Source organism: Halosimplex carlsbadense 2-9-1 (assembly GCF_000337455.1).
In the GTDB taxonomy this organism is placed as follows: domain Archaea; phylum Halobacteriota; class Halobacteria; order Halobacteriales; family Haloarculaceae; genus Halosimplex; species Halosimplex carlsbadense.
In genome coordinates this window covers 42,710-59,285 of sequence record NZ_AOIU01000018.1, presented here as the reverse complement: position 1 = coordinate 59,285, position 16,576 = coordinate 42,710, and the positions used below count along the sequence as shown (strand labels likewise).

Below are 16,576 nucleotides of genomic sequence, written 5' to 3'. Positions count from 1 at the left end.
CCGGTGACCGTGTGTCCCGGGCGACGAACCCCGATCAGTCGAGTACGCGGCGCCGTTCGGTGAACGTCGCGTTTCCGCCGTCCCACCGGACGGTCGTCTTGATGCGGACGCGGCCGTCGTTTCGAGCGACGCGGAGCAGTTCGGGCAGCGAGAGCTCGATCCTGGCGGTCCGCTCGGCCGACGCGTTCGCCGAGAGGTTCCCGAAGCTGTAGTTTCGGCCCCAGATCCGGCTGTCGCTCGCGTAGATCCGCGTCTGCGCGGTGACGTTCCGGAGCGTCTCGGTCCCGTTGTTCGTGACGTTTGCCGTCACCCGGCGACAGCGGTCGCCGCAGTTTCGGATCTCCTGCACGTCGAGGGCGACCGCGTCCGTCCCGTTCGCCCGCGGCGTCTCGCTCTCGTTCGGGACTCGCGGAGTGGGAGAGGCCGCGTCCGAGTCGGCGCCGTCGGCGGGCGGCTCACCGGGGCCCGCGAAGCCGGCGGCGGCGACCCCCGCCCAGGCGAGCGACGCGGCGAGCGCGAGCGCGACGGCGGTCGATATCGGCGACGATGTGGACGTGTCAGCGGCGGTTTCCCGGTCGGAGCGGGTCACACTGGGGTTCGGACGCGGCCGTGCAAGAGCTACCGGCCGGCATCGCCAGGGTGGCCGCGAGTCGCTCGCGCGTCGAGACCGAGACCGGGAACTTCTCCACGGAGTCGACCCAACCGGCGAGCGATGACCGACCACGCGAACCGCGGGTATCGCCGGATGTTCGGCGACGACTTCTCCGTCGGCCTGTTCTTCCCGATCACGACGGCCGACGGGCCGATCCCGCCGCTGGGAGAGCAGACCGACCTCGCCGCCTACGCCGAAGACCTGGGTTTCGACGCGCTGTGGTTTCGCGACGTGCCGCTGTTCTGGCCGCGGTTCGACGACGCCGGGCAGGTGTACGACCCCTGGGTGTTCCTCTCGCACGTCGCCGCCAACACCGACGACGTGGCGCTGGCGACGGGGAGTATCGTCCTGCCGCTGCGCCACCCGTTGCACGTCGCGAAGGCCGCGGCGTCGGTCGACCGCCTCTCTGACGGGCGGCTCGTCCTCGGCGTCGCCAGCGGCGACCGCCCGCCCGAGTACGCCGCCTTCGGCGTCGACGAGGAGGGGACCGACGAACTGTTCCGCGAGTCCGTCCGGACGCTACGAACGGTCTGGGCCGAGGAGTACCCCGAGATCGAAACGCCGTTCGGGAGCCTCGACGGGTCGATGGATCTCCTGCCGAAGCCGACGACCGAGACGCTCCCGCTGCTGGTGACCGGCCACGCGGGCCAGTCGCTGTCGTGGATCGGCGAGCGCGGCGACGGCTGGGTGTACTACCAGCGCACCGCCGAGGACGTGGCCGAGCAGGTCGACGACTGGCGAGCGGTCGCGGGCGAGAAACCGTACGTGCAGGTGCTCCACGTCGCGCTCGCCGAGGACCCGACCGCCGGACCGGAGCGCATCCACCAGGGGTACGCCGCCGGGACCGACTGGCTGGTCGAGCACGTCCGGGACCTGCGCGACGCGGGCGTCGACCACGTCATGGTGAACGTCCGCCAGACCGATCCCGACCGGGACGTGCGGGCGGTGCTCGACCAGTTCGCCGACGGGGTGCTGGCCGGCCTCTGAGCGAGCGGGCCACCGTCCCAGGAGCCCTCCGGCTGGAATCCCGGCTGCTCCGGTCCAGTCTGCCGCTACGGACACGCTTTTTCCCGCGTATCGAGTCCCTGGGATAGAACCGCCATGACGCTCACACCCGAGAAGCGCGACCGGTTGGAGAACCTCCACAGCGCCCTGATCAACGACATCACCGACGAGATGGGTATCGACGACAACGTCATCCCCGGCACCCGCATCCGCCCCGTCTGGTCGAAAGAACCGACGGTCGGGACCGCACACACCGCCCAGCGCGTCGATATCGGGTACGCCGAGGGCGAGTGGGATCCCGAGGACGACGACGACGGCGAAGACGAGGCCGTCGAGGACGACCGCGACGCCGAGGACATCGACTTCTTCCAGTATCTCGAGGCCACCGACGAGGGCGACTTCGTCGTCATGGCCGCGCCCAAAGACACCGAGGTCGGGCTGTGGGGCGAGCTCCTGAGTACGATCGTCCAGGAGAACGGCGCCACGGGCGCGCTCATCGACGGCCCGACGCGGGACTCGACGATGATCGAGCAACACGAGTTCCCCGTCTGGTCGGACGGTCACAGCGCCATCGAGTCGTTCGGTCGCGTCAGTTTTCGTGAATGGGACGTGCCCGTCGAGGTCCACGACGTGACCATCGCGCCGGGCGACGTGATCTTCGCCGACTACCAGTCGATCGCGGTCATCGACCCCGACATCGTCGACGAGGTGCTCGAACGCGGTGAGGAGGAGCTCGAACAGGAAAACAACGTCCGCTCGGACATCCGCGACGGCGACAGCGTCTACGATGTGTGGGACCGCTACGGGACGCTCTGAACCGCAGGCCCGAGAAGCGCCTTCCCGGGACCGCTACTGCAAGTATCCAAGCTGTTCGAGCCGCGCCTTGCGCTCGGCGCCGATGGAGACGGATTCGCGGTCGCCCGCGGCGTCGACGGAGTCGAGCCAGTCGTCGAGCGCGTCGGTCAGGTCGGCGACGCGGTCGGGGCGCGCGTCGGCCACGTCGCTCGTCTCGCCCGGGTCGGCGTCGAGGTCGTACAGCCGTTCGGTGCCGTCGGAGCCGCGGACGAGCTTGTGGTCGTCGGTCCGGATGGCCCGGAGCGACCGGTCGTAGGTCCGGAGATGGTCGGGCACCCGACCCAGGTTGCGCTCCAGGGCGGCCATCGACGGCTGGGGCGCCACGTACTCGCTGACGACGAACTCCCGGGCCGGGACGTCGGCGTCGGGGTGAAAGGACGTGCCGTGGAACCGCTCGCGAGCCTCGGGGGCGTCGATACCGGCGGCGTCCAGCAGCGTCGGCGGCAGGTCCAGCAGGCTCACGAGGTCCGTCAGGTCCGACCCGCCGGTGAACGCGCCGCCGTGGAGCACGAGCGGGACCCGAACGAGCGTGTCGTAGAGGCAGTACTGGTGGTCCATCATGCCGTGGTCGCCGACGTTCTCCCCGTGGTCGGCGGTGACGACCAGGAGCGTGTCCTCCCACTCGCCGGCGGCCTGCAGGGCGGTCCGGAGCGCGGCCAGCTGCTCGTCGAAGTAGGTGATCTCGCCCCGATACAGCGCCCGGAGGAGTCCGAGGTCGCGCTCCGAGAGGTCCAGATCGCCGGCCATGAACTCCCAGGGCTTCTGGGGTACGTCCATCGCCTCCTCGTAAGTGGCGCCCTCGGGGAGGTGCCGTTCCGTCGTCTCGCGGGGCGGTCGGTACTCCAGGTGCGGTTCGAGGTAGTTGATCAGCAGGAAGAAGGGGTCCTCGCGCGAGCGGTCTGCGAACCAGTCGGCGATCCACGAGGTGGACCGCTCGGCGCCGTCGTCCGAGCGGTCGCGGACGAACTGCCGGTACAGCGTGTTGGCCGCGTTGACGAGAGGGTTCCCGTCGAACAGTTTCCGAGCGACGAGCCGGGCGCGGTTCCGTTCGGTCTCGTCGACGAGTTCAGAGAGCGCGTTGTCGGACTGGACGAGTTGCCACATCTGACGGAACTCCTCGAAGCCGCGGTCGAAGCCCGACTCGGCGCTGAGCCAGGTGTTGTTGGAGACGCAGACGGTCTCGTAGCCGGCGGCGCGGAACGGTTCGGGCAGGACGGGCAGTCGGTCGTCGAGACGCTCGTGGTCGGCGTGGGCCCCGTGTTCCGAGGGCGGCGTGCCGGTCAGCAGCGAGGCGTGGGAGGGGAGCGTCCACGGGGCCGCCGAGACGGCCTGCGTGGCCCTGGTCCCCGACGTTGCGAGCTCTGCGAGGGTCGGCGCGACCTGCGAGTCGTACGCGTCGTCGACTCGCGTGGTATCGGCCACGACGACGACGACGTTCGGCTGTGCGGCCATTGTCGCCCGGACTTGTCGGGGGACACCGATAGCAATTGGCCGCTTACTCCCACGGGTTGGCACCGTTTCGTCGCCCCAGCGGCTCGCGTTCGGTACCGACGGCTTACCGGTGGCCGGTTCGAGTCCGCCGCGCGCTCCCGATCGAGCCCGCGCAGCCGCCGTGTCGGGTAAGACCGGCTTACGTGGGTACCCGTCGCCGCGATCTATGGCCCCCAGTCGGTGATACGGCCCGTCCGGAGCTGTCGAACGGCGATCACGTGAGTCAGACGCTCCAGCGTGTGAGCCGTGGGATCGAAGAGCCGCAGTCGAGCGCCGCGCCGGTGAGCCGTCGCCCGTTCGCCGCGGGTGAGAGGCGGCGGGTACAAGGGGGCGGAGTGCGTTGTGAACGTATGGACTCGACGCAGTCGGACGACGGCAACGGCCGTATCGCACGCCTGGTTCTCGCCGCCGGCCTCGGCGCGGCCGCGCTCTGGTCGCTCCGGAAGGGGAAACGCCTCCGCGGCGCCCTCGCGGGCGTCGGCGCCGTCGCGCTCGGCTACAGCGCGACGAGCGACGACAGTAGCGTGACCGAACCGCTCGCCGAGGAGTTCGAGATCGACGCGACGGAGAGCGACGACGCCGAGACCGACGAGAGCGAGAGCGACCACCTCCGCTGTGCGGCCTGCGGCGAACCCATCGTTGCCGGCCAGGTCCGTTCACCCAACGAAGACGGCGAAACCGTCCACGAGCGCTGTCTCGAAGCGACAGCCTGAGCCGCTGGCACCCTTCTCCGCGTTCCGTCTCACCGGCCGACAGCCGCGGCACTCTCAGGTTCGAACGACACCGAAACCGGTCCCCACGGTCCTGTAGAGTCGACAGAGAAACCGCTCGAACGACCCGTTCGACGCCGATCCCGACAGCGAGCGCTAGGTGTAGCCGGGACTCGCGGATCGAGGCACGCGAAGATATCGGTGTTGGTTCGAGAGAAACAGGGAGAGCCTAGGCCGGGATTTGAACCCGGGCTCTCGTCCTTACCAAGGACGCGCTTTACCTCTAAGCTACCCAGGCGCGTTTCCGAGTTGCCGCGATTCGTCTTTAGGCGTTTCGATCTCACCCCCGCTGTGCGGGCGAGCCACACGGTCAGTCGGGGACGGCGCGGCGGCCGCTCAGATCCGTTCGGCGAGCGCCGCCGGCGTCCCGTCGGAGAACAGCGACTCCGCGAGGGGGAGCCGACCGTCCGTGCGGCCGAGCGCCCCGACGTGGCTCCGCAGGGACTCGGTGACCGACCCGCCGGCGGCGGTGGTGCCCGCGACGGCGGCGAGTTCGAACACGTCGCCCTCGAGATTGGCGTCGAGGCGGTCGTCGCCGGTGGTCCGACGGCGGGTCTGGTCGCCGCCGAACGAGCGAACGACGGCGACGGCTTCGCCGGCGGCCTCCGTTCGGGCGAGCAGGTAGAACCCGCGGGCGACCATCACGTCGGCGACGAGGATGTCCATGTCCGCGTCGTCGGCGTCGGCTCTCGCGGTCGGACCGGACGCAACGGCGTCGGTCACCGCCACGTCGCCACCGTCGGTCCGTTCCCGCTGGTCGCTCCCCGACGAGCCCCCGCTCGCTTCGCTCTCGGGGATACCGTCGGTCAGTTCGTCTTCGCGCTCCCACGGCGGGTCCCGGGAGAGCGAGCGGGTGAGGCGTAGTCCCTCGTAAATGAGTTGCACGCCGGCCCCGCGGTCGGCGACGGCGTCGGTGTCGGTCGACCGGGCGTCCGTCGCCCCGCCAGCGACTGCGCGGGCGCTCAACACCGTCAGTACGCCCGGTGCCATCGACCCGTCTTCGAGGCGTTCACGGATCCGCTCGCGGAGGCGGTCGGGCTCGACGTCGCCCACGGCCTCCAGCGCGGCCCCGCGGACCGCCGCGGCTTCCTCCATTGGCGTCAGCTAGCGGTGGGAAGGGCAAAGACCTTTGGAAACGACTTACGGACGAACACCCATGGTGACGCCTGCGACGGCGGATCCGTCGGCCACGGAGCGATCCGCCACCGGGACGGAGGCCCGCCCGTGATCGAAAGCGACACCGACGGCGACGTGTGCCTCCTCACGTTCGACCGACCCGACCGCCGCAACGCGCTCACGCCGGCCGCCCTCGACGACCTCGAATCCGCCGTCGACGGCGCCGACGCGCCCGTCGTCCTCCTCCGCGGCGCCGGCTCGGCCTTCTGCGCCGGCGCCGACCTCGACGCGGTCGTCGACCTCCCCGACCGCGAGGCCGCCGAAGCGTTCGCTCGCCGCGGCCAGCGCGTCGCGCGGACCGTCGCCGAGAGCGGGTCGGTCGTCGTCGCGGGGGTCGACGGCGCGGCCCGCGGCGGCGGCGTCGAACTCGCGCTGGCCTGCGACGTGCGCGTCGCGACGCCCGCGGGGACGTTCGCCGAATCCGGCGCTGCCATCGGTCTCCTTGGCGCCTGGGGCGGGACCGTCCGACTGCCGGAGGTCGTCGGCCTCGGCGACGCGATGGACGTCGCGCTTTCGGGTCGGGTCCTCGACGCCGACGAGGCCAACCGGATGGGACTCGTCTCCCGCGTCGTCGACGACCCGCGGGCGGTCGCCGAGGAGATCGCCGCCAACGACCCGGCGGCGCTCCGCGCGATCAAGGAACGCCTGCGCGACGACGGCGACCGCGCCGACCGGGAGCGCCGCGAGGCCGAGGCGTTCGCCGACCTGCACGCCGACTTCGAGCGGTAGGCGAGTCGCGGCGACCGGCGGTCGAACGACGGCCCGGCGGCAGTCGAGTAGGAACGCGCGCGCTACTGTTACAACCGAAACCTTCGAAAGCGCTGACCACTCATAGGAGGCTAATGCCGGACTGCGACTACTGCGGGGCGACGTTCGACGGCGAGGACGCCTACCTCGACCACCTCGCCGCCGACCACGAGGGGGAACTGGGATCGATCGACAGACGGCGAGTCGCCGAGCGCGACCCCGACGACGACGGCGGCTTCCGGGTCGGCCCCGCCGTCCTCGTCGGACTGCTCGCGGTCGCGGGCGGACTGGTCGTCTACGTCACCTTCCTCATGGGCGGGTCAGGTGGGACCGCCGCCGCGAGCGGCCTGCCCGACAGCGGCGATCAGTCGGTCGTCTCGCAGGTCCAGACCGAGGAGTCGAACGGCCTCGACCACCGCGAACAGGGGACCGAGATCGGCTACGAGCGCGTCCCGCCGACCAGCGGCGCTCACTGGGGCGGTACGTGGGAGACCGCCGGCTTCTACACCGACCAGGTGCCCCTGGAGTCGCTCGTCCACTCTCTCGAACACGGCGCCGTCGTGGTCTACTACGACTCCGAAGCGCTGACCCCCGAAGCCGAGGAGAACCTCCGCGGCTGGGCGACCAACCAGAGCGACAACTGGCGGAGCTTCATCGCCGTCCCGCACCCGAACGAGGACCCCGAGTCGGCGTACGTCCTCACCGCGTGGACCAAGCGGCTGACGATGGACGAGTACGACGACTCGATGGTCCGCGCGTTCACCGCCGAGTACCTCGGTCGCGGCCCCGAGAACCCGGTGCGGTAGCGCTCGACCCGAAAAGAGACCGTTCTTCCCGAGTTAGTACAGCGGTTCGGGCCCCGGCGGCGCCGCACGCTTGTGCTCGCTCCCCTCGTAGAGCCCGCGGACCCGCTCGATCGTCTCCGCATCCACGCCGATGTGGTCTGCCGTCGCCGAGACCGACAGCGGGCCGTCGACGTGCAGCGCGAGGATCGAATCGAGCGTGTCGTAGTCCATCCCGAGTTCGCCCTCGTCGGTCTGGTCGACCCACATGCCGGCGCTGGCCTCCTTCCCGGCCAGGTCGTCGGGCACGCCGACGTGACGGGCGAGCTGTCGGACCTGCTGTTTGTAGAGGTTCGCGATCGGGTGACAGTCCACGGCGCCGTCGCCGTACTTCGTGAAGTAGCCCACCAGCGCCTCCGTCCGGTTGCCCGTCCCGACCACCAGCCCGCCCTCGGTGTTAGCCACGAGGTAGTTCAGCACCGCCCGAATACGGACGTAGAGATTGCCGGTCGCCATCCGGTCCTCGTCGGCGTCGGGGAAGGCGTCGAGGAAGGCGTCGGCGATGGGCGTGATCTCCACCACGTCGTACTCCACGTCGAGCAGTTCGCTCGCCACTCGCTCGGCGTCGCTCATGTTCGACTCGCGGTTGACCTCGCTGGGCATCACCAGCGCGTGGACGTTCTCGGCGCCCACGGCCTCGACGGCCAGATGCGAGGTGAGCGTGCTGTCGATCCCGCCGGAGAGGCCCATCACCACGCGGTCGGCGCCGGCAGCCTCGTACTGCGCCGCGATGAAGTCGGTGATGTGTTCGCGATGCGCGTCGAGCTCTTCGGTCGAGAGGGACATGTCGAGCTGGTTCGTCGCTCGAACGAGTTCCTCTGTCGTAGCCATACCAATTGTTTGTACGAGTGCGACTAATACCCTCGTGTCGGCGCGGATCGGTGACCGTCCGTCCACTCGACCGAAGCGCTACGTTCAAGTGATCGGGACTGCCACTTTCGGGCGAAGGGAGCGCCGTTGGTGAGCAGTCCCCCGGACTGCGAGCCGCGGGGCGAACGACGTGAGCGCCGTTGGTCCAGTGGTAGGACATTAGCTTCCCAAGCTAATAGCCCGGGTTCAATTCCCGGACGGCGCAGTTTTCCCGGAGCGAACGGCGAGCGGCGCGTTTCATCGCGCCGCCCACTGCTCCGGGCGTCTGCGGTCACGGGAGTTGAAGTAGACGAGTCGCAGCCCGCACAGGGAGCGAAGCGACCGAGCAGGACCGTCTCGGCGTGGTTCAATTCCCGGACGGCGCATGCGACCACGTTTTTCACCGGATGATCCGTCCCAGCGGTCGTACCCGCGCTCGACAACGGATCACGTCCACTTCCCCGACACTTGGGTTTAAGCCGTTTCGAACGAAAGACCGCTCCAATGGCTGCACGTGACGAGGTTCTGGTAGTCGGTCGGCCGGACAGCGCCGCCCGGGCGGTCGCCGACGACCTCGCGGCGGTCGAGGGGCCGACCGTCGACACGACGACCGCGGCGGACCCGACCGCGGTCGACCCGGACGGCGCCGACTGCGTCGTCTGGGTCGGTCCGGCGACGGCCGACGGGCTCGCGACCCTCGTGGAACGGGCGGGCGGTCCGGACGGGACCCCGGTCGTACTCGTCGGCGACGGGCGTCTCGGGCCGGGCGCGGCCTTCGACGCCGGTGTCGCCGACTTCGTGCGCGCGGGCGACGGCGACGGGACCGTCCTGGCGCGGCGGATCGAGCGGCTACTGGCGGACGGAGCGGACGGGCTCGCGGGCGGTCCCACGGCGGCGGACGGGAGCGGGGAACGAGCGGCGACGGAGCGGAGCGGCGACGGCGCGGACTCGCTCCGGGCGACGCCGCCCGGAGCGAACGCCGAGCGGGTCCTCGAACGCGTCGACGCCGCGGTCATGGGGATCGACGACGACTGGCGGATCACCTATCTGAACGGCCCGGCGGCCGAGGCGCTGGGCGAGCCGGCCGACGCCGCCGTGGGCGAGATCGTCTGGGAGGCGCTCCCGGAGATCGAGGGGAGCGTCTTCGAGCGGAAGTACCGCGAGGCGCTCGCGACCCAGGAGGTCCGGACGTTCGAGGCGCGATACGAGCCGGAGGACCGCTGGCTGGACGTGTCGGTCTTCCCCGCCACGGACGGGTTGTCGGTGTACGTCAGCGACGTGACCGAGCAGAAGCGGACGAAAGCGGAGCTGGAGCGCAACGAGCGGGCGCTGCGGGACCTCCAGCGGCTGGCCTCCTCGCGGGACCGGTCGTTCGACGAGAAGCTGGAGCGGGCGCTGGCGGTCGGCTGCGAGCGACTCGACCTGCCGCTGGGGTACATGACCAGGATCGACGGCGACACCCAGACGGTCGTCGCCGCCCACGGGCAGGCGGACGTCGAGCCCGGGACCACCCAGCCCGTCGCGGAGAGCTACTGCCGGCGGACCGTCGATACCGACGGGCTGCTCGCGCTCGAACACGCCGCCGCGGAGGGGTGGGACGACGACCCGGCCTACGAGCACCACGACGTCGAGTGTTACCTCGGCGGGAAACTGCTGGTCGGCGGCGAGCTGTACGGGACCCTCTGTTTCGGCGCCACCGACGCCCGCGACGCGCCCTTTACCGACGCCGAGGAGACGTTCATCGAACTGCTCATCGAGTGGGTCAGCTACGAGCTCGAACGGCGCGACCGCGAGCGGGACCTGGGCCGCTACGAGACCATCGTCCGCTCGGTCGACGACGGCGTCTACGCGCTCGACGACGAGGGCCGGTTCACGTTCGTCAACCCCGGGATGTGTCGGATCACCGGCTACGACGCCGACGACCTCGTCGGCGAACACGTCTCGGTCGTCAAGGACGACGACGCGACGGGAGCGGCCGTCGACGCACTGCTCGCGGGCGAGGCGACCGAGCGGACCGTCGAGTCGGTCGTCCAGCGCGAGCGCGGCCCGCCGGTGCCCTGCGAGGACAGCCTGACGGCCCTGACCGGCGACGAGGGCGCGGCCCGCGGCGTCGTCGGCGTCGTCCGCGACGTGACCGAGCAGAAGGCCCATCGGGAGATGCTCTCGGAGCTGGTCACCTCCTCGCGGTCGCTCATGCAGGCCCGCGACCGGGAGGAGGTCGCCGAGATGGCCGCCCAGGCGATCCGGGACGTGCTCGGGTTCGAGCTGAACACCGTCCGCCTGTTCGACCGGGAGACCGACCGGCTCGAACCCGCGGGGACGACCGACGCGGTCGCCGACCGGGGCGTCCTGACCCCGACCTACGACGTGGACGAGGGCGGGCCCGGCCGCGCGTTCGTCGACGGCGAGATGGTCGTCGTCTCCGACACCGCGACTCTCGACGACGACTACCCCCACGACATCGTCCGCTCGGCGCTGCACATCCCGATGGGCGTCCACGGCACCATCAGCATCGGCGCCGAGACGGTCGACGCCTTCTCGAACACGGACCGGCAGGCCGTGCAGCTGCTGGCGACCAGCGCCGCCGCCGCCGCCAACCGCGCCAAGCGCGAACAGGAGGTCCGCGAGGCCCGCCAGCGGGTCGACACGCTCGTCGACCGGATCAACGGCCTCATCCAGAACACCGTCGAGGTGCTCGTCCAGGCCGGGACCCGGGCGGAGCTCGAAGCCGGTGTCGTCGAGCAGCTCGTCGTGACCGACCCATACGCGTTCGCCTGGATCGGCCAGCCCGACCTGGCCGCCGAGCGTATCGAGGCCACCGCCTGGGCTGGCGACGTACCCGACCTCGCCGACGCCGTCGCGGACCTGTCGCTGGACCGCTCGGCCGCTCGCGACGCAGCCGACCCCGCCGCGCTCGCGCTCGACGACGAGACCATCCACATCGTGGGCGACCTCGCCGACGCGCCCGAGGGCAGCGTCCACGCGGCCGCCCACGAGGCCGGCCTCGGGTCGATGATCGCCGTCCCGCTCACCTACAAGGACGCCAGTTACGGCGTCCTCTGCGTCTACGCGCCCGCACTCGACGCCGTCGCCGACCGCGAGCAGGTCGTCATCGACGCGCTCGGGCGAGCCGTCGCAAACGCCGTCAACGCCATCGAGAGCGGGCGGATCCTCTCGACGGACCGGGTCGTCGAACTGGAGTTCACCGTCCGTGACGCCGACCTCCTGTTCAACCGCCTCTCCGCACAGACCGAGGCGACCTACGAACTCACGGGCTCGGTCCACGAGGCCGACGGGAGTATCCGGCTGTACGTCACCGCCAGCGGCGCCGACGCCGAGGACATCGAGGCCACGCTCGCGGGCGCCGACGGCGTCGAGGCGTCGAGCGTCATCGCCGACCACGACGGCGACGTGCTGTTCGAGGCGGTCGTCGACGACTCGCTGGTCGAGTTGCTGGCCGACCACGGCGCGGTCACCCGGTCGGTCGTCGCCGAGGACGGGCTCGTCCGCTACACGATCGAACTCCCCTACGAGGCCGAAGCGCGGGAGGTGTTCGAACTCGTCTCCGACCGCTACCGCGGCACCGATCTGGTGGGGTACCACGAGCACGAGCGCCCCGTCCGGACCCGCCAGGAGTTCCGCGAGGCCGTCACCGACCGGTTCACCGACCGCCAGGAGACCGCCATCCGCACCGCCTACCTCGGCGGCTTCTTCGAGTGGCCCCGCGACGTGGACGGCGACGACCTGGCCGGCTCGATGGACATCTCTCGCCCCACCTACCACCAGCACCTCCGCGCCGCCCAGCGGAAGGTGTTCGACGAGCTGTTCGACCCACACTCCGGACGGTGAGGGCGGCGTTCGGGACAGGAGCGGGTCGCTGTCGACACCCACATTTATGCGCCGGTCGGGCGTCGGTTCACGTATGAGCGACGTAGACGAGGAGACCGACCTGGGTTTCGGCCAGGCGGTCTTCGACGACGAGGGGAACCGACTGGGGACCGTCCGCGGGTTCGACGAACACGGCTTCTACGTGACGACCGAGGACGGGATCGCCGGGATGGGCCAGCACCTCGCGACGACCGCCGACAGCGGCGAGGCAGAGCTGATGTGGCGCTGCTGGGACTGCGGCGAGATGGGCGACATCGAGGCGATCCCCGAGACCTGCCCGGCCTGCGGCGCCGAGCGCGAGAGCATCTACTACTGGACCGAGGACTGAGCCGGGCGTGCGCGTCCTCGTCTTCGGCGCCGGCAGCCTCGGGAGCCTCCTCGGCGGGCTGCTCGCGCGCGCCCACGACGTGACGCTGGTCGGACGCGACCCGCACGTCGAACGGGTCCGCGCCGAGGGGCTCCGAGTCACCGGTGAGTACACGGCGCACGTCGAGCCGGCGGCGACGACTGCGGTGCCCGCCGAGCGGTTCGACCTCGCACTCGTCGCCGTCAAGGCCTTCGACACACCGGCCGCGGCCGCGGCGCTCGACGCGGCGGACCCGGACGCGGTCCTCTCGGTCCAGAACGGCCTGGACAACGAGCGGACGCTGGCGAGCGCGCTCGACGCGGAGGTACTCGCGGGCACCTCCACGTACGGCGCGCGGCTGACCGAACCGGGGACCGTCGACTGTACCGGTCGCGGCGACGTGGCGCTCGGGCCGCCCGACGGCGGGGAGTCGGCGGTCGCCGAGTCGGTCGGCGCGGCCCTGCGCGCCGCGGATATCGAGACGACCGTCGCCGCGGATATGCCGCGACGGTGCTGGGAGAAGCTGGCGGTCAACGCGGGGATCAACGCCGTGACCGCGCTGGCACGCGTCGAGAACGGCGCGCTGGTCGACGGGGCGGCGGGCGAACCGGCGCGCCGCGCGGCGGCGGAAGTCGCGCGAGTCGCCCGCGAGCGGGGGATCGAGCTGTCCGACGACGCGGCCGTCGGCGCGGTCGAACGGGTGGCGACGGCGACGAGCGCCAATCGGTCGTCGATGCTACAGGACGTCGAGGCCGGCGAGCGGACGGAGATCGACGCGATCAGCGGCGCAGTCGTCGACCGCGCCGACGCGGCAGTGCCCGTCAACGAGACGCTGGCGGCGCTGATTCGAGGGTGGGAACGCGAGCGCGGGTTGCGATAGGGGGGCGAGGAGTGCGGTGGGGGTTCGGACTGCGACGGCGCGGCGAAACGTGAGTTCGCGACCGCTCAGTCGCCGACGGCGAGCGCACGCGGTTCGAGGGCGGCGTTGCCGTTCGGTCGGTCGGGCGTGCGGTCGCTGAAGAAGACGGTCTCGCTGCCGTAGTGGCGCAGGCGGTAGACATCGGAGTCGTACCCGTCCATCGCGGGCGCCAGGTCACCCTCCAGGGAGTTCGGCGCGATGACGACCAGCGGGTCGACCTCGCCGTTCTGGAGTTGCTGGACTGCGGTCTCCTCGTCCTGGATGCAGTCGCCCTCGGCGCCGTAGGCGTCGACGTACCACTGCAGCGGGAGCGTCTCGCTGATGCTGGAACAGAGCGGTTCGATCCCGCCGTCCCGCGGGCTGTCGCGGACGTAGCTGCTCCCGACGAACAACACGTCGACTCCCTCGTGGTCGGCCGCGTGGTCCTGCAGCACGGCCATCGAGGGGCGGAAGTCGTCCGCCGGCTGGGCGTACTGGACGAGTTCGTTGTCCTCGGTGGTGTCGTTCATGTAGACGTACCAGCCCGCCGAACCGGCCATGTAGCCGGCGATCAGCAGGAGGGCGAACGCGGTGACGCCGAACCTGACCGAACCGGTGTGGACCGAGTCGCGGGCGCGGTCGACGACCAGCGCGATGCCGACGCCGGCGGGGATCGCCAGCGGGACGAGCGCGTTGACGGCGATCCACGCGTTGGCGATGTCGGTCCCGAGCGGGTAGCCGATGATGGAGACGAAGCCCCAGTAGGCACAGAAGAGGACGACGGCCCGGGAGCGGACGCGGCCCCACCGCTCGGCGAGGAAGCCGACGACCGCCATCATCGTCAGCGCGAGCGCCGACTGGGCGATCGCGTGGACCTCCTGGCCGAGGAAACAGAGGTAGGCGTCGATGATGTTGTCCTGCCGACAGCCGGCGTCGGTCGTCCCGCCGAACCAGTAGCTGTACCCCTCGACCACGTCGTCGAGCGTCCGGTCGAACAGGTCGGGGAACAGCGTCGGGTTGGTGACCGCCTGCCAGAAGCCCACCGCGGCCGCGTCGGGCGACCGCGGGGCGTAGAAGTACAGCGTGACCGCCAGGAAGAGGACGACCGCGACCGCGCCGTGCCAGAGGAAGTCGGCGACGTAGTCACCGAGCGACCGGGTGCGGGCGTCGAGGCGCTCGCGCGCCCAGTCGAAGCCCGAGCGGTCGCCGCCGGTCCGGAACAGCGCCTGGTCGAGCAACAGGGCGCTCGCGCCGACCCACACGAGCAGGTACACCGCGGCGTTCTCCTTGGCGGTGAACGCCAGCGCGATGAAGGCGACCGACCCGTAGACGTACCACACCGACCGCTCGTCGTAGGCGCGCACGAGCAGGCCGAAGGCGACGAACGCGAACGCCGCGGCGATCAGCGTGCTCCGGAAAAAGCGAGAGTAGTACAGCAGGAGCGGACTGAAGGCGAGGAAGAACGCGGTCCCGACGATCTCGTCGCCGTCGAGGTGCTCACGGAAGAGCAGCGCCGCCAGTGGGAGGAACGCACCGACCAGCGCCACGAACAGCCGCATCGTGAAGTCGTTGGCGCCGAGCGCGTCGAAGAGGAACTTGTTGACGTGCTGGACGAGCGGCCCGTGGATGATGTAGCGGTACTCGAACTGGCCGGTCTCGAGGAAGTAGTTCGACCACCAGGCGACGCGGCCCTCGTCGTAGTGGGCGACGCGCGCACCGAGGAGGGCGAGGCGAGCGAGCAGGCCGCCGGCGACGACGGCGAGAACCCAGCGGGTCGTCCGGTCGATGCCGTCGAATCGACCGGTCGAGTCGGCGGGGTCCGGGGGGTCGCGGTCGGTCGCTGCGGGCTCGCGGGCGGGGTCGACCGAGTCGCCGTCGGCGCCGGTCTCGGGCCCAGGGGACTCCCCCGTGTCACCTGACCCGGCGGCGTCGGACTCGGAATCGGAACGACTCATGTCCGCCGTGTCGCCCCCTCACGATTTTAACTCTTGGATCTCCAACGGGTCACTCCTCCTCGTCGTCGGGCGACTTCACGACCGTGCCGACCGTCTTGTCGAGCGCCTTGCCGGCCAGGTCGTCAGGCGTCGTGACGTGCTCCTCGATGGCGATCATCAGCCCCGCCGCGACCAGCAGGCCGGCGCCGACGGTCGGCTGACCCCGCGCCAGCAGGAACTCCAGCCCCAGCAACGCGACCGGGATCGCGAACACCAGCGTCGTCCCCAGCCCGACCATCCCGAGAATACTCCGCGCCATGCACCCCGGTACCGCCCCGACCGGCAAAAGCCCCGCGCTCCGTGCGCCCGACGCAGATCCGGTGACGGTCCCATTTCACATCCGGGAACGATAACCCTTTTGCGACGATCGGCCTAAGCGTCGGGTATGTTCACCGGGATCGTCGAGGAGACGGGCGAGATCGTCGATATCGAGGACAGCGACGCCGGTCGTCGGCTCCGGATCGCGACGGGCTTCGAGGACCTGACGGGCGGCCAGAGCATCAGCGTCGACGGCGCCTGCCTCACTGTCGAGGACCACGCCGACGGCGAGTGGTTCTCGGTCTTCCTGGCCGCCGAGACCCTGGAGCGGACGACTTTCGACTCGGCGACCGAGGGGCAAGCGGTCAACCTGGAGCGAGCGCTGGCGGCCGACGAGCGCTTCGACGGCCACGTCGTCCAGGGTCACGTCGACGGCACGACGGAGATCGTCGACATCGAACGAGTGGGCGAGGACTGGGCGTACACCTTCGATCTCCCGCCCGGACTCGAACAGTACGTCGTCGAGAAGGGGTCGGTCGCCCTCGACGGGATCAGCCTGACCGTCGCCGCCCTCGACGACGCCGGCGGGACGTTCTCGGTGGCGATCATCCCGACGACCTACCACGAGACGACGCTCTCGGCGAAGGAACCGGGCGATCCCGTCCACGTCGAGGTGGACGTGTTCGCCAAGTACGTCGAGCGGATGCTCGGGATGGCCGACCGCGACGCCGAGGCCGGCGCGGACGTGGCCGCGGTGCGAGAAGCGCTCGGCGAGTATCGGTAGTCCCGGTGCGGAGCGGGGACG

General features: G+C 70.7%; 15 protein-coding genes and 2 tRNA genes. 10 read left to right on the top strand and 7 right to left on the bottom strand.

From position 1 onward, the window contains the following. Window positions 1–34 precede the first annotated feature (34 nt). Window positions 35–589, bottom strand: a complete 555-nt coding sequence (locus C475_RS07840; RefSeq protein ID WP_006883273.1) for a hypothetical protein — start codon at window positions 587–589, stop codon at window positions 35–37. A gap of 123 nt (window positions 590–712) precedes the next feature. Between C475_RS07840 and C475_RS07835 the strand changes: the two genes are divergently transcribed. After that, window positions 713–1,639 (top strand): LLM class oxidoreductase, encoded by a 927-nt coding sequence (locus C475_RS07835; protein WP_006883272.1) that lies wholly within the window; start codon window positions 713–715, stop codon window positions 1,637–1,639. A 114-nt stretch (window positions 1,640–1,753) separates the two neighbouring features. After that, window positions 1,754–2,473 carry an RraA family protein gene (locus C475_RS07830; RefSeq protein ID WP_006883271.1) on the top strand — a complete coding sequence of 240 codons (720 nt, stop codon included), beginning with the start codon at window positions 1,754–1,756 and terminating at the stop codon, window positions 2,471–2,473. 33 nt (window positions 2,474–2,506) lie between these two features. On the opposite strand, the gene C475_RS07825 is transcribed toward C475_RS07830, so the two are convergent. Continuing rightward, window positions 2,507–3,964, bottom strand: coding sequence for a sulfatase (locus C475_RS07825; RefSeq protein ID WP_006883270.1), 1,458 nt, complete (start codon window positions 3,962–3,964; stop codon window positions 2,507–2,509). 389 nt (window positions 3,965–4,353) lie between these two features. Between C475_RS07825 and C475_RS07820 the strand changes: the two genes are divergently transcribed. Further along, a complete protein-coding gene (locus C475_RS07820; protein WP_006883269.1) occupies window positions 4,354–4,716 on the top strand; it encodes a hypothetical protein in 363 nt (120 codons plus the stop codon). A 223-nt stretch (window positions 4,717–4,939) separates the two neighbouring features. On the opposite strand, the gene C475_RS07815 is transcribed toward C475_RS07820, so the two are convergent. Beyond that, window positions 4,940–5,011 (bottom strand) — tRNA-Thr (locus C475_RS07815). A gap of 98 nt (window positions 5,012–5,109) precedes the next feature. Then, entirely contained in the window at window positions 5,110–5,868 is a 759-nt protein-coding gene (locus C475_RS07810) for a DUF7114 family protein (RefSeq protein ID WP_006883268.1), read from the bottom strand. Window positions 5,869–5,997: 129 nt separating this feature from the next. On the opposite strand from C475_RS07810, the gene C475_RS07805 reads away from it, so the two are divergent. Together C475_RS07805 and C475_RS07800 are read left to right on the top strand one after the other, a co-directional pair. Continuing rightward, a complete protein-coding gene (locus C475_RS07805; RefSeq protein ID WP_006883267.1) occupies window positions 5,998–6,678 on the top strand; it encodes an enoyl-CoA hydratase/isomerase family protein in 681 nt (226 codons plus the stop codon). Window positions 6,679–6,791: 113 nt separating this feature from the next. Beyond that, window positions 6,792–7,502, top strand: coding sequence for a DUF3105 domain-containing protein (locus C475_RS07800; protein ID WP_006883266.1), 711 nt, complete (start codon window positions 6,792–6,794; stop codon window positions 7,500–7,502). Window positions 7,503–7,535: 33 nt separating this feature from the next. On the opposite strand, the gene C475_RS07795 is transcribed toward C475_RS07800, so the two are convergent. Beyond that, a complete protein-coding gene (locus tag C475_RS07795; protein ID WP_006883265.1) occupies window positions 7,536–8,369 on the bottom strand; it encodes an NAD+ synthase in 834 nt (277 codons plus the stop codon). 173 nt (window positions 8,370–8,542) lie between these two features. On the opposite strand from C475_RS07795, the gene C475_RS07790 reads away from it, so the two are divergent. The 4 genes from C475_RS07790 to C475_RS07775 all read left to right on the top strand — a co-directional run bounded on the left by C475_RS07790 (window position 8,543) and on the right by C475_RS07775 (window position 13,501). Beyond that, window positions 8,543–8,613: transfer RNA gene (locus C475_RS07790), tRNA-Gly, on the top strand. A 278-nt stretch (window positions 8,614–8,891) separates the two neighbouring features. Continuing rightward, window positions 8,892–12,236: a bacterio-opsin activator domain-containing protein gene (locus tag C475_RS07785; RefSeq protein WP_006883264.1), complete on the top strand. Its 3,345-nt coding sequence runs from the start codon at window positions 8,892–8,894 to the stop codon at window positions 12,234–12,236. A gap of 73 nt (window positions 12,237–12,309) precedes the next feature. Then, window positions 12,310–12,603: a DUF7130 family rubredoxin-like protein gene (locus C475_RS07780; RefSeq protein WP_049930283.1), complete on the top strand. Its 294-nt coding sequence runs from the start codon at window positions 12,310–12,312 to the stop codon at window positions 12,601–12,603. Window positions 12,604–12,610: 7 nt separating this feature from the next. Beyond that, window positions 12,611–13,501: a ketopantoate reductase family protein gene (locus C475_RS07775; protein ID WP_006883262.1), complete on the top strand. Its 891-nt coding sequence runs from the start codon at window positions 12,611–12,613 to the stop codon at window positions 13,499–13,501. 65 nt (window positions 13,502–13,566) lie between these two features. On the opposite strand, the gene C475_RS07770 is transcribed toward C475_RS07775, so the two are convergent. Both C475_RS07770 and C475_RS07765 read right to left on the bottom strand, forming a co-directional pair. Beyond that, complete coding sequence (locus C475_RS07770; RefSeq protein ID WP_006883261.1) at window positions 13,567–15,474, bottom strand: flippase activity-associated protein Agl23; 1,908 nt, start codon at window positions 15,472–15,474, stop codon at window positions 13,567–13,569. Between the two features lie 49 nt (window positions 15,475–15,523). Beyond that, on the bottom strand, window positions 15,524–15,772 hold the full coding sequence (locus C475_RS07765; protein WP_006883260.1) for a DUF7533 family protein: 249 nt from the start codon (window positions 15,770–15,772) through the stop codon (window positions 15,524–15,526). A gap of 126 nt (window positions 15,773–15,898) precedes the next feature. On the opposite strand from C475_RS07765, the gene C475_RS07760 reads away from it, so the two are divergent. Next, window positions 15,899–16,555: a riboflavin synthase gene (locus C475_RS07760; protein WP_006883259.1), complete on the top strand. Its 657-nt coding sequence runs from the start codon at window positions 15,899–15,901 to the stop codon at window positions 16,553–16,555. The last annotated feature ends 21 nt before the right edge of the window (window positions 16,556–16,576 follow it).

Bases quoted from the DNA above. Each gene is read 5' to 3' on its own strand.
- C475_RS07835 (WP_006883272.1), top strand. From the start codon at position 713: ATGACCGACCACGCGAACCGCGGGTATCGCCGGATGTTCGGCGACGAC.
- C475_RS07830 (WP_006883271.1), top strand. From the start codon at position 1,754: ATGACGCTCACACCCGAGAAGCGCGACCGGTTGGAGAACCTCCACAGC.
- C475_RS07825 (WP_006883270.1), bottom strand. From the start codon at position 3,964: ATGGCCGCACAGCCGAACGTCGTCGTCGTCGTGGCCGATACCACGCGA.
- C475_RS07820 (WP_006883269.1), top strand. From the start codon at position 4,354: ATGGACTCGACGCAGTCGGACGACGGCAACGGCCGTATCGCACGCCTG.
- C475_RS07810 (WP_006883268.1), bottom strand. From the start codon at position 5,868: ATGGAGGAAGCCGCGGCGGTCCGCGGGGCCGCGCTGGAGGCCGTGGGC.
- C475_RS07800 (WP_006883266.1), top strand. From the start codon at position 6,792: ATGCCGGACTGCGACTACTGCGGGGCGACGTTCGACGGCGAGGACGCC.
- C475_RS07795 (WP_006883265.1), bottom strand. From the start codon at position 8,369: ATGGCTACGACAGAGGAACTCGTTCGAGCGACGAACCAGCTCGACATG.
- C475_RS07785 (WP_006883264.1), top strand. From the start codon at position 8,892: ATGGCTGCACGTGACGAGGTTCTGGTAGTCGGTCGGCCGGACAGCGCC.
- C475_RS07780 (WP_049930283.1), top strand. From the start codon at position 12,310: ATGAGCGACGTAGACGAGGAGACCGACCTGGGTTTCGGCCAGGCGGTC.
- C475_RS07770 (WP_006883261.1), bottom strand. From the start codon at position 15,474: ATGAGTCGTTCCGATTCCGAGTCCGACGCCGCCGGGTCAGGTGACACG.
- C475_RS07765 (WP_006883260.1), bottom strand. From the start codon at position 15,772: ATGGCGCGGAGTATTCTCGGGATGGTCGGGCTGGGGACGACGCTGGTG.
- C475_RS07760 (WP_006883259.1), top strand. From the start codon at position 15,899: ATGTTCACCGGGATCGTCGAGGAGACGGGCGAGATCGTCGATATCGAG.